General features: G+C 40.3%; 12 protein-coding genes and 2 pseudogenes. 11 read left to right on the forward strand and 3 right to left on the reverse strand.

Annotated features, from left to right (window positions below):
• Window positions 1-4: 4 nt before the first annotated feature.
• The 5 genes from NYR17_RS04555 (at window position 5) to secD (ending at window position 9,179) form a co-directional block, all read left to right on the forward strand.
• Entirely contained in the window at window positions 5-4,621 is a 4,617-nt protein-coding gene (locus NYR17_RS04555; RefSeq protein WP_302506871.1) for a translocation/assembly module TamB domain-containing protein, read from the forward strand.
• A gap of 126 nt (window positions 4,622-4,747) precedes the next feature.
• The gene (locus tag NYR17_RS04560; RefSeq protein WP_302506872.1) at window positions 4,748-5,218 is read left to right on the forward strand and encodes an Lrp/AsnC family transcriptional regulator; all 471 of its coding nucleotides are present in this window, start codon (window positions 4,748-4,750) and stop codon (window positions 5,216-5,218) included.
• A gap of 60 nt (window positions 5,219-5,278) precedes the next feature.
• Window positions 5,279-5,656: a hypothetical protein gene (locus NYR17_RS04565; protein ID WP_302506874.1), complete on the forward strand. Its 378-nt coding sequence runs from the start codon at window positions 5,279-5,281 to the stop codon at window positions 5,654-5,656.
• A gap of 7 nt (window positions 5,657-5,663) precedes the next feature.
• On the forward strand, window positions 5,664-6,098 hold the full coding sequence (locus NYR17_RS04570) for an RrF2 family transcriptional regulator (RefSeq protein WP_302506875.1): 435 nt from the start codon (window positions 5,664-5,666) through the stop codon (window positions 6,096-6,098).
• A 201-nt stretch (window positions 6,099-6,299) separates the two neighbouring features.
• Complete coding sequence (gene secD / locus NYR17_RS04575; RefSeq protein ID WP_302506877.1) at window positions 6,300-9,179, forward strand: protein translocase subunit SecD; 2,880 nt, start codon at window positions 6,300-6,302, stop codon at window positions 9,177-9,179.
• A 205-nt stretch (window positions 9,180-9,384) separates the two neighbouring features.
• On the opposite strand, the pseudogene NYR17_RS09660 reads toward secD, so the two are convergent.
• Together NYR17_RS09660 and NYR17_RS04580 are read right to left on the reverse strand one after the other, a co-directional pair.
• Window positions 9,385-9,606 (reverse strand): annotated as a pseudogene (locus NYR17_RS09660) (hypothetical protein); the annotation flags it as partial.
• Window positions 9,600-9,806 (reverse strand): annotated as a pseudogene (locus tag NYR17_RS04580) (transposase); the annotation flags it as partial. The pseudogenes NYR17_RS04580 and NYR17_RS09660, both read right to left, overlap by 7 nt.
• 230 nt (window positions 9,807-10,036) lie before the next feature.
• Between NYR17_RS04580 and NYR17_RS04585 the strand changes: the two are divergent.
• The 4 genes from NYR17_RS04585 (at window position 10,037) to NYR17_RS04600 (ending at window position 13,222) form a co-directional block, all read left to right on the forward strand.
• Window positions 10,037-10,831: a cation transporter gene (locus tag NYR17_RS04585; protein WP_013407368.1), complete on the forward strand. Its 795-nt coding sequence runs from the start codon at window positions 10,037-10,039 to the stop codon at window positions 10,829-10,831.
• 114 nt (window positions 10,832-10,945) lie between these two features.
• Window positions 10,946-11,644 carry a T9SS type A sorting domain-containing protein gene (locus NYR17_RS04590; RefSeq protein WP_302506878.1) on the forward strand — a complete coding sequence of 233 codons (699 nt, stop codon included), beginning with the start codon at window positions 10,946-10,948 and terminating at the stop codon, window positions 11,642-11,644.
• A 94-nt stretch (window positions 11,645-11,738) separates the two neighbouring features.
• On the forward strand, window positions 11,739-12,350 hold the full coding sequence (recR, locus tag NYR17_RS04595; protein ID WP_302506879.1) for a recombination mediator RecR: 612 nt from the start codon (window positions 11,739-11,741) through the stop codon (window positions 12,348-12,350).
• A 17-nt stretch (window positions 12,351-12,367) separates the two neighbouring features.
• Window positions 12,368-13,222, forward strand: a complete 855-nt coding sequence (locus tag NYR17_RS04600) for a glycosyltransferase family 2 protein (RefSeq protein WP_302506880.1) — start codon at window positions 12,368-12,370, stop codon at window positions 13,220-13,222.
• Between the two features lie 43 nt (window positions 13,223-13,265).
• On the opposite strand, the gene secG is transcribed toward NYR17_RS04600, so the two are convergent.
• Complete coding sequence (secG, locus tag NYR17_RS04605; protein ID WP_302506881.1) at window positions 13,266-13,646, reverse strand: preprotein translocase subunit SecG; 381 nt, start codon at window positions 13,644-13,646, stop codon at window positions 13,266-13,268.
• Between the two features lie 169 nt (window positions 13,647-13,815).
• On the opposite strand from secG, the gene NYR17_RS04610 reads away from it, so the two are divergent.
• Window positions 13,816-14,853 carry a sulfite exporter TauE/SafE family protein gene (locus tag NYR17_RS04610; RefSeq protein WP_302506882.1) on the forward strand — a complete coding sequence of 346 codons (1,038 nt, stop codon included), beginning with the start codon at window positions 13,816-13,818 and terminating at the stop codon, window positions 14,851-14,853.
• A 114-nt stretch (window positions 14,854-14,967) separates the two neighbouring features.
• Window positions 14,968-15,603: an HdeD family acid-resistance protein gene (locus tag NYR17_RS04615; protein WP_302506883.1), complete on the forward strand. Its 636-nt coding sequence runs from the start codon at window positions 14,968-14,970 to the stop codon at window positions 15,601-15,603.
• Window positions 15,604-15,771: the final 168 nt, after the last annotated feature.

Below are 15,771 nucleotides of genomic sequence, written 5' to 3' on the forward strand. Positions count from 1 at the left end.
AATTATGGCAAATTTAGAGAATAATAACGACAAGAAAAAATCTACAGAACAATTGGACGCACATCCGCCTAAAACACCCGAGAGAAAGCAAAACCGCTGGTACCGTTTTTTTAAAATCGCATTCCTTTCTTTTTTAGGTTTGTTGGTAGCGCTGTGGATTATTCTGAGCTTATCTTCTACCCGAAATTGGGCGGCACAGCGGGTGGTTAATATTCTCAACAAAGATCTGAAAACCCAAATAAGCTTTGACAAAATAGACCTTAGCATTTTTGGAAACATCACCATATATGGGCTTAAAATCAAGGATTATAAAGGTTTAGATTTCATTAAAGCCAAAGAAGTTTATGCCGATTCTGACTGGTTTTCACTCATCACCAATACCGATCATCTTGATTTCCAATCGTTGAAGGTGAGTGATATGGAGATGAAAGTGATTACTTATAAAGGCGATAGCATTGCTAATTTTAATCGATTTATCGCATTGTTTGATAATGGCAAAAAGCGTGATCCCAATAAACCGCCTTTTGAGTTGGATGCCCGCATTAGCATTCTGAATTCCCAACTCTCCATTGTGAATCAAAACCACGCTGGCGATGAGGGCAGATGGCTGGATGCTCAGCGTTTGAATGTCCAAATTCCACGCTTGAAGGTCAAAGGTTCCGATGTTTCTGCGCAGGTGAATAATTTTAGCTTGGTCACAGAGCGCTGGGGCAAAAAACACTTGATAGAAACTTTTTCCACTAATTTTACCCTTAATAAGGAATATTTATGGTTAGAAAATTTGGTGCTAAATACCGACCATAGCCTTTTGCAAGGGGATTTAAAGCTTCTCCTCAACGAAGGTAAGTTTGAAGATTTTGCCCACAAAGTACGCTGGGATATGCAGTTGGACCGAGGCAGCCAAATGAACGGTTATGATTTGAGTTATTTCGTGAAGGATTGGGACAATTATAAACCCATCAATGTCTCTGGAAAAATGGATGGCGTGCTCAATGATTTCTACCTTACGCAGTTCCAGTTGGGCAACCACGATACCCACATAGCGACACAAAAAATAAGAGTAGCTAAAATTTTAGAGAAGAGTTTCGCTATAGAAACGCAGAATTTAGCCACAGATTTTACCTACCAAGGGCTTAAACAGATGTTCCCAAGTTTTATCGCCAATAAAATGGGAAATGTCGCAGATGATTTCGGTAGAATGAAATTCAACGGGGCGCTCACAGCCAATCCGAATGCTATCACCACTAAGGGAACCCTGATTTCTGGCGTGGGGCAGGCGGCAATTAAGCATTTGACTTTATTAGAATACAGCACGCCTCAGCCTAAATATACGGGAGAACTCAGCCTTAGTCAACTGAATGTAGCTGCCATCACGAAGAACAACCAAGTGGGGTTAGTTTCTGGGCATTTTAATGCCAAGGGCGAAGGTTTCAATCTTAATACAATGCACCTCAACACCCAATCGCAGATTACCAGCATAGAAATTTTGGATAAAACGCTGACCAATGTGTTGTTAGATGGGACTTTGGCGCAGAAACAATACAACGGCTTGGTGAGCATCAAAGATCCTCACGCCCAAGCGAATGTAAAGGGTAGGTTTGATTTCAGCAATCCGAGATTGGTTGCCGATGTTTTAGCTGATGTAGCCCATTTGGATATCGCTTATTTCACAGGGAAAGCGGAACGCCAAGTGGTGAGTGGTCTTTTTGATGTTAAAATGGCGATGAAAGATCTCAACGATTTGAACTTAGATGCTAAAATGAAATCGGTGCAGCTGATCTCTGCCAACCAAACCGTGAACCTTCCAGAGGCAGATGTGAAAGCCTATTTAGATGGCAACAACAGAATCGTGGATATTGATGCACCGCAGGCGGTTAAGGGTAAAGTTTCAGGGCATTTCAATATTAAAGATGTGGCTGGAATGGTGCAGAACAGTATGGATAAAATTTTAGCAGGCACCGCGCCTCGCCAATATTACCGTGGACAATATTTCAATTTTGATTTTGATATAGCTCAAGGTTTGGTCAACTTTTTTGAACCTCGCCTTAAAATAAGAGATGGCGTTAAAGTTTCAGGGAATTATGATGGCAATGCCAATAATCTCGTGCTGAGTGCTGAAGCGCCACACCTTAAATATATGATCACGAAAGAAGATGCCAAAGCCGCCAACGAGGTGCTGGCACAATCAGATATTGATTATCAAATAGAAACTTCATCTGTTGCTAATGAGAGTGTTACGGTAAACCAATTGGCGCTAAACATCAACACAGCGAGTAGCACCGAGCAAGTGGTATTGAGTGTGGATAAATTGGCGTTTAGCGATCACATTGTGCGAGATTTAAGCCTAAAAGGAAGCAATGAAAACGGCGAAATTCTACATTTGGCAGCCTCGCTAAAGCATGGTAATCCAGATGATGATGAGCACAATAGGCTTAAAGAATATGCCGTTAATCTTAGCCAAACCACAGATGCACAAGGGGATTATGTAATTCGCTTTGAACCTACGGAGGTTAGATTTAACAATTTTGTTTGGCGTGTGGATACTTCGCCAGAGCTTAACCACTCCATTACTTATAAGAGAAAAACAGGTGCTATAGACCTCCATAACCTTAAATTTTACTCTGATAATAGTGAGATTTTGGTGAATGGTATTTTTAATAATGGTAAAGATTTTGACATCAATGCTGAGGTTAAAAATGTGGAAGTCAGCAAGTTGATGGCGCTGAAAGGCGGCGGCGATACCCAAATGGAAATGGGCGGCACCATTAACGGAACGATTGACATCAAGATGAATAAAAGCATCTTGGAGCCGCTGGTAGATTTAAAAGTAGAGCAACTGAGTATGAACCGCCAAGCGATGGGGGATATCATCATCAATGCCCAAAAAACCGAAAAAAGGAATATTTTTGCGATGGAAGCGCGCGTGCTATCGCCAGAATTGTTAGGCGCGGATAAACTGAAACTCACAGGGACTATTAACAACAATACCGCATCACCAACGCTGGATTTATTGGCAGATATGAACGAGTTTGATTTGGCTTTTGCACAAGAGTTTGTGAAGTCTGTATTCAGCAACTTCCGAGGCAAAGCCAGTGGTCAGCTCAAAATAGGTGGTACGATTAAAGATGTGGATTATCAAGGGGATATTGCACTAAAAGACTTTGGGTTAAAACTCAACTTTTCGGGGGTAGACTACGCTTTTGATGATACGGTCATTCCGTTGACCAAAGGCTATGCGGTACTCAATAACATTGGAGTGAAAGATGGCAGAGGCAATTCTCAGGGGACGATTTCTGGAGCTATACAGTTTGCGGATGCTGCGTCTATGGGGCTCAACCTCATTATGCGGGCAGATAACTTGTTGTTGCTCAATACCACTCAAAAAGATTTTGATACCTTCTGGGGGCGTGTGTATGGCAGGGGCGATATCTTCGTGGAAGGTCCTGTAACGGCGCTCAACATTGATGCTAATATGGATGTCCTTAATAATAGTACCTTTACGCTGAATAGCAATTCGGCATCGGCAGTAGATGAGTTTAAGATGCTTCGTTTTGTAGAGAAAGGCAAAGATGGGCTCCTCACGGTGGCAGAAAAGAAAAAATCTGGCGCTAATATGAACATTAAATTTGATATTAGCATAGATAAAGGCTCTACGGTTAATGTTTTGGTGGGCGATGATGTGGGCGATATCAGCGTGCGCGGTATGGCAGAGCATTTGAAGTTTAATTTGAGAAGAAACGGACAAATGTCAATGAGCGGTACTTTCGTGGTGGATAACGGAACCTTCGTTTCAAAAGCCATTCTGGAGCGGACTTTCCAAATCGCGAAGGGCAGTAGTATGGGTTGGGACGGAAATGTGATGAATCCGTCGCTTAACATTTCTGCCGATTATTTCCGTACGGTGACCAACGCTGGCGAGTACCTTAATATAGGAAAATTGCCGCCAATCAATGTGATGCTCACCACGCATATCACACAATCTCTACAAAATCCGAAAATTGATTTTAATGTTTCGGCACCAGATGTATCCAGCCAAATTAAGGAAGCTTTGGCGTTTAAGATGAGCAATTCTGATGAGAAAATTGTGCAATTTGGAGCGATATTGGCATTAAATAACTTTAATGTCGCGGATACAGGGGGGGTAGATTTTAATGTGGGGAATACACTGGTATCGCAGGGTTATAACTTGTTATTCAAGCAGTTGGGTTCTGTGCTGAATACTATTAGCAACCAGTTTCAAGTGGATTTAAACTATATCAAAGGTGACCAAGCCTCTAACACAGGCGACCGTGCCAATGCTGGCGTGAATATAGCACTATCACCAAGGGTAAACATAAAAACAGGTTTGGGGGTACCGCTTTCTAAAACCGAGTATACCGATGCCAATTTCCTTTCTGGAGAAGGGATTTTGGAGTACGATTGGTCTAAGAAAAATGATGGCAGTCGCTTATTTAGAGTGTATTCTAAGCCATCTAATGTGACCAATATTTCTGGACAGGCTGGCGCTAACCAAACTTGGGGTGGCGGTGTGGTTTATAGCAAAAGTTTTAATAGATTTTTCCCAAAAAAGAAAAAAGACAGCATGCGCCAACCTAAGGATACCACGGCAGTTGCAAGGTAATACATAAAATCTAATAAAATTATAGAAAAAATATTAATATTTTTATTGTGTAATATTGAATGTTTTTTTGTAATTTTGCAAGGTATAAAAAATTAAATTAGTAATAAAATAAAAAAACAACACATTATGAACTACCGTTTAGATGAAATAGACAAAAAGATTCTTGATTACTTAGTGAAAAATACAAGAATGCCTTTTACTGAAATTGCAAAAAACCTAAGCGTTTCAGCGGGAACCATCCACGTAAGAGTTAAAAAAATGGAAGATGCAGGGATTATTTTAGGCTCTTCTCTTAATATTGATTACGAAAAACTCAACTACACATTCACGGCATTCATCGGTATTCTTCTTACCAAGTCTAACAAGACTCAAGAGGTGCTTAAGAAATTATCAGAAATCCCTAACATCGTGGAAACGAGCGTGGTATCTGGTAAATACAACATTTTCTGCAAAATGAAAGCTAAAAATACAGAAGATGCTAAAAATGTAATCTATAAAATAGATGATATAGAAGATGTGATGAGAACGGAAAGTATGATTTCTATGGAAGAGTACTTAAGCGACAGAAACAGACTCATCTCTGCATTAGAAGTTTAATTTTAGTAAATAAAAGAAGAAAGCCTTTGTTATATCAAAGGCTTTTTTTATTTTTACCCTATGGAAAATAAAAACGATTTTAGCCAAGAACCTAAAAAATCTAGTAGCTTTTATGTGAGTATGGCGGTTTTAGGTTTCTTTACCCTTATGGGCTTAGGGATAGATATAGATGAATACCTCCAGCACGAGAGCATCCAAATTCCTACGGCGTATTTCTACCTCATTTTTGCCATAGATGCCTTGGCGCTATTGGGGCTGTTGGCGATAGTCAATTTTCGGAAAATAGGCGTTTACCTCTTTCCGCTGGCGGTGTTTTTGCACTTTATTTTTCATCAATTTTACCTATCTACCTTTTTATATACAGATATCACCACTTTATTTTTGTATGTAGGCTTAGGTTTGTTAATGATTATCCCCAAATGGGCTCACTTTAAATAATAAAAGAATGTTCTCTAAAGCGTGCGAATATGCCATACGGTCCGCCATCTATGTGGCACAAAAAAGCCTCGGTGGCGAGAGAGTGAATGTAAAAGAAGTGGCTAAGGAAGTGGATGCACCCGAAGCGTTTACAGCAAAAATCCTCCAGCAACTTTGCAAAGCCCAATTGTTAGACTCTGTGCGTGGGCAACAGGGCGGTTTTATGGTGCAAATAGACCAGCTGCAGCATATTAGCATCTATCACATCATCATCGCGATAGATGGCGATACACTCTTTACCCAATGCGGTTTGGGGCTAAAAAGGTGCTCCTCAGCCAACCCTTGTCCCGTTCATAATGATTTTAAGGCACTTAAAAACAAACTCAAACACCTCACACAGCAATATTCCTTATATGATTTAGCCGTAAAAACCGAACAAGGCTTGGCGTGGCTTAAGATTTAATTTTAGATTTATTGTTTTGATAATCAATGTTTTAAATATTATTTCCATTGAAGGGAATGAAAAAAAGGAAAGGGATAATTTTAAATAATGCTAAACGAACTTAAAACCAAGCATTGAAATTCATAACAGATGATACCCTTTTTTAGACTTAAAAACACTATATTTGCCGACTATAATTTTTAATGTTGTAAATTACTCAAAATGCAAGGAAAAGGACTTATTACCATTGTAGCGATTATTTTAGGGCTCATCTGCCTTAATGAAATGCTACCTACTTTCTATGCAAGTAGAATAGAAAACGAGGCAAAAGCCATTGCGGGGAATGACCAAGCCAAATACCAAAAAGAAATTGCAAGGCTCTCCAAAGACACCTTAGATTTAGGCTTTACCAAACTCTATTACACAGATGCCAAAGAACGCGAGATGAAACTCGGGTTAGACCTAAGAGGCGGTATCAATGTATTGTTAGAAATCAACCAGAGAGATTTGGTGATGGATTTAACCAACTATTCTTCTAACCCTATTTTGTTGGAAGCGTTGGACAAAACAGACCAAGCGCAGAAGAACTCAACCCGATCTTATATTGATGATTTCTTCACGCAGTTTGATTTGGTAAATAAAGCCAAAGGGGCTAACCTTAAACTTGCCAACCCAGAGATATTTGGAACTCAAAAGTTGAGTAACGAAATTAAATTCAACACCTCAGACGAGGAGGTTAAAAGAATCATCACTAAAAAAATAGATGATGCCGTAGGCTCTGCGTATGAGGTGATTAGAACCCGTATTGATAAAATGGGGGTTACTCAGCCTAATGTGCAGCGCGTGCCAGGAACAGGAAGAATCTTGGTGGAAATGCCAGGGATTAAAGACATAGACCGCGTTAAAAAAATGCTCCAAACTTCGGCGAAACTTCAGTTTTGGGAAGTACAGCAATTGCCAGAAGTGGCGCCTTACTTTGAGCAACTTTCTAAATTGGTGACCGCCAAAGCCGACTCTATGGGCGTGGCTAAAAATAGCAATTGGGTGAGTTTAATCAACATCAACACCTTGAGAAGCAATGGCGTAGCCAATGTAAAACTAAGCGACACCGCTGCGGTCAACAAAATTTTAAATAGTAAAATCGCAATAGATGCTCGACCTGCCAACATCAAATACACGCAGTTTATGTGGGGCTACAAGCCAGAGTCTAACGACCCTGACCATTTGGTGCTTTATGCCATCCGTTCTAACATTACAGGGAAAGCGCCAGTGGATGGAGCGGTGGAAAAAGCTAACATCAGTTATGATCAAATCGGTCGCGTGGTGGTAGATATGCAGATGGACAGCGAGGGAACGAAAGATTGGAAAATCTTAACTGAGAAAAATGTAGGCAAGCCTGTGGCAGTAACTTTGGATAACAGAGTTTATACCGCGCCAAATGTGGTGAATGCCATTCCGAATGGGCGCACGCAGATTTCAGGGAACTTTACACAAGATGAAGCCCAAGACCTTGTGAATGTGCTTAATACAGGGAAACTCCCTGCCAGCGCTAAGTTGGTACAATCCGAAGTGGTAGGACCTTCATTGGGACAAGCATCTATTGAAGCTGGGATGTGGTCGTTCATCATCGCCTTTATTTTCATCGTTATCTATATTATTTTCTACTACGGTGGCGCTGGGGTTTATGCGGTAATCGCAATGATTATCAACCTATTTTACATCTTCGGAATTATGGATTCTATGGATGCCACGCTGACTTTGCCAGGGATTGCGGGTATTGTGCTCACCATGGCGATGGCGGTGGATACCAATGTGATTATTTACGAAAGAACCAAGGAAGAGTTATTTGCAGGAAAAAGCATTAAAGAAGCTTATAGAGACGGATTTAAACACGCCCTTTCTGCGATTATAGATGGTCAGCTGACTACATTATTGACCGCCGTTATACTTTATATTTTTGGTACAGGACCTATCCAAGGTTTCGCCGTAACGCTTATTATCGGTCTATTGATGACTTTATTTACTTCGGTATTATTATCCAGAGTGATGATTTTCAGCCGATTGAATAAAGGGAAAGGGTTGTCTGTATGGACGCCTATGACCAAAAATATGTTTAGAAATGTATGGATAGATTTCATCGGAAAGAGAAAAATTGCGTATGTTATTTCCACGATCCTAATGGTGGTGAGTATCGCCTCTATTGCAATCAATGGCTTTAAGTTAGGCGTTGATTTTGAGGGGGGTAGAAACTATGTGGTTAAATTCAACAAGCCTGTAGATGCCACCAAAGCCGAAGCCAATTTATCTAAATTATTCCAAACCGAAAGTGGTAAAAATAATTCTGTAGATGTAAAAACTTTTGGTAATGATAATCAGCTGAAAATCACTACAGATTACAAAATTGATGATGAATCTTTAGCAGCAGACCAAGAGATTGAAGCCAAATTATATGAAGGCTTAAAGTCTGATTTCCCAGCGGGTTATACTTTAAATCAGTTTAAAACCTCCGAAGGCGATGATTTAGGAATCGTGTCTTCTACCAAGGTGGGACCTACCGTGGCTGATGATATTAAAACAGGTGGAACTTTGGCGGTGCTCGTTTCGTTAATTGGCATTTTCATCTATATTTTAGTGAGATTTAGAAGGTGGCAGTTCTCTTTGGGCGCCGTGGCAGCACTCTTCCACGACTCTGTGATTATCTTAGGAGCGTACTCTTTATTCTATAAAGTAGCACCGTTTAATATGGAGATTAACCAAGACTTCATCGCCGCGATACTAACCGTTTTAGGTTACTCTATTAACGATACCGTGATTGTCTTTGACCGTATCCGTGAGTACCTTAGAGAGCGCAAAGCCACCACGCTTGCCAAACTCTTTGATGACTCTATCAGTAGTACTTTAGGAAGAACTTTCAACACCTCGTTTACGGTGCTTATGGTGATCTTAGCGATTTTCATTTTCGGCGGCGAGAGCTTACGAGGCTTTATGTTTGCGCTATTATTAGGGATAGGTTTTGGTACTTATTCATCTATATTTATCGCATCAGCTATCGCGTATGATTTCCTAAAAGGTAAAAAATCAAAAGACGAAAACAAAAAATAAAATATTGTTTTTTTGTTTATTTAACTAAGGCTGCTCTGAATGGGGCGGCTTTTTTATAAATTATAAATGGTTTTGTATGTTTTTATGATGGTTTTTATGTGTGAGATAATTAATTAGGGCTTGGTTTTATTTGAAATAAGCGCGTATAGAGACTGAAAATAGTTGTTTTCTAAACGCGCTTAGGTTTATAAAATTGCAAAAGGTTTTAGCTTCTTACGAATTTACCGATGCTTTCCATGAGCTGAGGGCGGTCATCTAAGGCGATTTGGGCTACGGTGTAGAATTCTCGTACCCAATCGGATAGGTTGGCAAAGGCTTTGTTTTTCTGTTGGGTGGCGTTTTGGTTTTCGCCTTTTTCTTTTTCGTACTTGGCGCGTAGGGTTTCTACTTGCTGTATTTGTGCTACTTGGGTATCTACAACTTCTTTCCTGCTTCAATGAACTCTTTGCTCCATTTGTAATAAGTGGCTTCGCTGATGCCATATTTTCTGCACAGCTCTGCTACACTGAGCTCTGCACGTAAGCCTTCCATGACGATTAAAATCTTTTGTTCTGCATTGTACACTTGGCGTGTGTTACGGCGAACTTCCTTGATAAGCTTTTCGCTTTTTGTTTGTTTTTTTACCATGTTCTAAGTGGTTTTTGTAAAGTTAGTTTTTTTATTTTTTTAACTATACTATTTTTAACCTAAACTGGTAAACTTTTTGCTGACGATTTACAGAAAACTTCCTTGATACAAGGCAGACACGTTTTGACAACATCTATACAGGCACAATAACCAACCCTGTTTTTAGAGACATCTATGCACCGTTGGACGGATTTGTAATTAATGGTGGAATAAAATTTAAACTTTAAAATATGAACAAAACCATATTCAATATTACCAAAATGGATTGCCCCAGTGAGGAGCAATTAATCCGTATGAAATTGCAGGATTTTGATACGGTAAAGTCATTGGAATTTGATATTCCCAATAGGGAATTGAATGTTTATCATAGTGGAAACCCCGAGCCGATTTTATCGGCTTTGGAAACTTTGAACCTAAATACAACGTTGATTTCAACCGAAGAAACTGACGGAGTTATTGAAACGGATACAAGCAATAGACAACGGAGGCTACTTTGGACGGTACTGGTTATCAACTTCGTTTTCTTTGGAGTGGAAATGTTGTTCGGTATTTTTTCCAACTCAATGGGATTGGTAGCGGATAGCTTGGATATGCTTGCCGATAGTATCGTCTACGCTTTGGCTCTGTTTGCTGTAGGGGGTACGGTCGCAAGAAAAAACAACATAGCCAAATTTGCAGGGTACTTCCAAATCTTGTTGGCTGTTATCGGTTTTGTGGAAGTAATAAGACGTTTTTTAGGTTTTGAAAAGATGCCCGATTTTCAAACGATGATTATCGTTTCAGTTTTGGCACTAATGGCAAATGTGCTTTGTCTTTACCTGTTACAAAAGAACAAAAGTAAGGAAGCCCACATGCAGGCAAGTATGATTTTCACATCGAACGATGTCATTATCAATTCGGGCGTTATCGTTGCAGGTCTCTTGGTTCATTGGCTTAATTCAAGCTACCCCGATTTGATTATCGGAGCAATTGTATTTGTAATTGTGGCAAGAGGGGCATATAGGATATTGAAGTTAGTAGAATAAGTCGTTATATTTTCAAGTGATAAGCAAGTTGTTTTAGAAATGCCCTTTTTCCGGCCAATTTTTTATTGTGGTTGGCGAAAAAGGGTATTTTGCAAATCCTGGAAAAGTGGATAGGTGGTATTCCACCACAGAACCACCAAGGAGGATAACGGACTTTATTTAGGCTTAGACAATATAGAAGTAGGCTATGATAATAAAGATACTGCTGCAGCGGTTAAAACTTCACCAAAATTAACTGATGAAAAAGACATCAAAGCAGCTTTAGCCCAAGGAGTAGAATTGATAAAAGCCAGCGATTTTGAAACTTCAGAAACGCCAACGAGCCCTCAAAGGTTTGAGAAAAAACAATTCGGTTTCGTTAATCAAGCTTACCTTACAGGTTATGAGGTGATTAAAGATGGTGTGGTGGTAGAGAATATAGATGATTTCAATAAAACCACTTACGGCGAAACAATAGACACAAACGGCACTTATACCTATGATGTAGTTGCACTATACTCAGATGGCGTTAAGTCTCAGAAAGAAACCGTCGTGGTAGAAATCACCACTCTCGGCACCAACGAAGCGACTGCCAATGCAGGCTTAAAAGTGTATCCAAACCTATCTACAGGGCAGTTTGTAGTGGAGGCAGACGCAAGCGTAAGCACACTCAAAGCCAGCGTTTATGATATGTCAGGCAAACAAATTTTGAATAATACCTTTAAAGGTCACCGATTTGAGTTGAACTTGACGCAGTATCCTAAAGGCATTTACATCCTCAACCTTGTAGACAACCAAGGCGTGAAACACAATGTGAAACTTATGGTGAAGTAGTAGCACGCTCTTCAGCCTATTTTTAAGCAAAGCCAGTGATAAATTTCACTGGCTTTTTTTGTAAACCTAACAAATTAAAACTATCTTTGTTTTTATGAATTTTCCCAGCAAAGTTTTAGAAAGAGCGGTAGAAGAAATATCGGAGTTGCCAGGTATCGGGAGGAAATCTGCGCTGAGGTTGGCATTGCACCTCCTTAAGCAACCTAAAACCCAAGGCTTAGCCCTAAGCGAGGCGATAAGGCACTTGGTTTCGGATATTCAATATTGCAAAAAATGCCATAATTTCTCTGATGATGAGGTTTGCGACATTTGCTCTAACGAGTATCGGCAGGGCGAGTTACTCTGCATTGTGGAGGATGTAAGAGATGTTATGGCGATTGAAAACACCAACAAATTCAAAGGTAAATATTGGGTGCTCGGTGGTAAAATATCGCCGATGGAAGGCGTGGGACCACACCAATTGAATATAGAAGGCTTAGAACAAAAACTAAGAGAAGAGCCCATCAAAGAGGTGATTTTCGCCCTTTCTGCCACGATGGAAGGCGATACCACGGTGTATTATATCTACAAAAAACTGAAAAAATTTGAAGTCCAGTTTTCCAATATAGCCCGAGGCATTGCCGTGGGTGATGAGTTAGAATACGCTGATGAAATCTCGCTGGGCAAGTCCATCATCAATAGAGTGCCGTACGATGAAACGGCTTAAAAAAACGAAATGTAAAAATGAAAAAGTTAAGCATCATCATCCTTAATTATAATGTCACAGCATTGCTGAGGAGTTGTTTGCGCTCTATTCAAAAATATGCAGACGGCATAGATTATGAAATCATCGTGGCGGATAACCATTCTACCGATACCTCTTGGAAGGCTTTAGAATCGGAGTTTCCTGAGGTTTTGTTTTTAGGCTTAGAGCACAATTATGGCTTTTCCATCGCGAATAACAAAGCTGTCCAGCGCGCCACTGGCGAGTATATCCTATTGCTCAACCCTGATACAGAATTGGTGCAAGAGGGACTTTCCAAAGTCTTAGAATTTGCAGAATCTCAGCCTAATATGGGTTGCCTTGGGGCAAGAATGTACAATGCTGAAGGTCATTTTCTACCTGAAAGCAAGCGCTCCGTTCCAGATTTTGCCAATGCTTTTGAAAAATTATTCCTCCCATTTTTTGTAACCAAAACTTCCAGAAAAAACTATTACAGAAACGATGTTGATGAGTTGGAAATAGCCCCCGTAGAGGTAATTACAGGCGCTTTTCTTTTGATGAAAAGAGCACTGTACAATCAAGTGGGCGGTTTAGATGAGCGCTATTTTATGTATGGCGAAGATATAGACCTCTGTTACACACTACTGAAAAAGGGATACCAAAATTATTATTACGGCACCTATGCGATCCTGCATCACAAGGGACAAAGTACAGTAAAAGATGAGCGCTACATTCAACGATTTTATGGGGCAATGCATTTATTTTTAGACAAATATTATAAAGATCAACCTCTTAAATATTTTATGCTCAAACAAGGGCTTCGGCTTAAAACTTTTATAGAATATAGAAAAACAAAACCAGCAAAATCAACTTAGACTTTGCTGGTTTTTTATAAAATTGAGAAAAAATCCTTACGACTTATTTTGATGTTGCAGGAGCATTTTCTGTGCTGTTTGCTGGCTGTTGTGGCGCTGTTGTCGTGTTGATATCCACTTTCTGATTAGGCGCTTGCGGTGCATTAGGCAACTCTTTTTTAGGCGCTGCAGGGGCTACGCTAACTGTAGGTTTTGCGGTAAGTGCCACACTGAGGACAATCAAAACCACCACGGTAATTCCTAAAGTCCAAGTGGCTTTTTCCATAAAATCATTGGTTCTCTGTACCCCAAAAGATGCAGAAGAAGTCCCACCAAAAGTCCCAGAAAGACCGCCTCCTTTCGGATTTTGTGCCATAATAATGATGATTAAAAGCACACAAGCGATAATGATAAGAACCATAAATAAAGTAAAAACTGTACTCATAATAATAGACTGATGTTTTTTAAGTCTGCAAATATAAGTATTATAATTTTAAAATGATAATCAGAAGCAAGAAAAATGTCTTAGAATTTCAATGATGATTTAAAACATCAGAGTTATAGTATAAAAATTCCGTTTATTCTCGTACTTTTGCCTCTCAAAAAAACAAAAGATGGTGATTAAAATAATAGTGCTGTTGGCGAGTACGGTGGTGGCGTTTTGGCTGAGTGCCATTTGCGGCGGCGGCGCGAGTTTGATTCTCATTCCCGTGCTCAATTGGCTGTTACCCAGCTCGGTGGTGCCGTTTTCCCTCACGATAGGGACTTTTACCAGTTCTGCCTCGCGGATTGCGGTGTTTAAGAAGCATATCAGTTGGAAAATTTTCTTCTGGTTCGTGCCGTTTTCCATTCCTGCCGTGCTTTTGGGGGCATATTTCATCAAATTTGTGAACCCCGTGTATTTGCAGCTCATCGTGGCGATTTTTCTCATTGCCAATGTGCCACAACTGTTCATCTCTCGCAAGGAACAGAAGAAGGAAGAACGCCCGTATCCGCAGTGGGTGCTGGGTTTGGTGGGTTTTATGGCGGGCTTTGTGTCGGGGATTACGGGGGCTATTGGGCTGTTATTCAATCGGTTTTACCTTAAATATGGGCTCAGCAAAGAGCAAATTGTGGCGACGCGTGCAGCGAACGAAATCTGCCTGCACCTCATCAAATTGGTGATTTACATCGCCTTAGGTTTGTTCTCCAAAATGGCGATTCTCTTGGGGCTCATCATTGCCCTCGGAGCCGTGATTTCCTCGTATACCGTCAAGTTTATTTTGCCCCATTTGAGCGAGTTTTTGTTCCGAAAAATTGGCTACGGCGCGATGGTGCTTTCTGGGGTGATGCTCTTGGTGAGCACTTCGCAAAAAATCATCGAACAAGACCAAATCAAAGTTCATAATTCGGGCATAGCAGGCGAGAGCGAAATAAGTATCCAATGGCGAAAGAGTAATTTTGTGCTGGAATTTGCCCTTGATGATGGCTTGGAGGTGGAGCGACCGATTTCGGCGGAGGAACTGCCCGAAAATCTCTATATAAAATACGAAATCCTACGCCCACAGTACGACCGCATAGAGCTGGAAAAGGTGTACCGCTTGGGCGAGGAACCGAGTTTTGAGTTCTATCTCTACAAAAATTCTACCTTGAAGAAATTGGAATTTGAGTAAAAAAAACGAAATTTTAAAAAATCTTAAAAACCGTGCGAAAAAATCGGAGCAAATAGCGTTTTATTTAGAAAAATAAATTTACCTTTGTTGTATCACTTTTAAAATTATAAGATTATGGGTACATTTAAATTTATTAAAAATACGGTGACCAACTGGTACATTCCCCTAATTGTGGGGCTGATTTTCATCGCTACGGGCGTTTATACTTTTGTGCAACCGCTGGCATCTTATGCGGCGCTGTCGTGGGTTTTTGCCTTCTCATTCTTGATTTCAGGATTTTCGGAAGTCTTTTTCGCCCTCAGTAGCCGCCGCCAGTTAGAGGGTTGGGGCTGGACTTTGGTCTTCGGCTTGGTCAATGTATTTGTGGGCTTTTTGTTGCTGTCTAACACGGCATTGTCGATGGAAGTTTTGCCGTTGTATGTTGGCTTTACCATTTTGTTCCGCTCCATTTCGGGCGTATCGATGAGTTTAGAACTGAAAGACCACGGCGTTTCCGACTGGGGCACGCTGATGCTCTGGAGCGTTTTAGGGATTTTATTCGCGTTTATGATGATTTTCAACCCGATTTTTGGCGGACTCAACATTGTGATTTGGACAGGTTTAGCCTTCTTAATATCAGGAATTTACAGCGTAATGTTAGCTTTTAAACTCAAAAAACTAAAAGACTACGCCGAGAAAATCCCAGCCGACCTAAAAGCCAAATGGGAACAACTCCAATCCGAAATTAAATCCAAAATCACAGGGAAATAAGGAATACAAACATCTTTGTTTAAGGATATTAAAAAATCTCTGTCTCAACATTGAGGCAGAGGTTTTTTGTGGAATTTGCTTTGAAATTCAATTGCACCTTGCATGACCTTTATAGAGAAAACGACCGATTTAAGTGAGGTAAAAGTTACCTTAGTTGGAGTAGAAGTT

This window comes from Riemerella columbina (assembly GCF_030517065.1).
Classification (GTDB): Bacteria; Bacteroidota; Bacteroidia; order Flavobacteriales; family Weeksellaceae; genus Riemerella; species Riemerella columbina_A.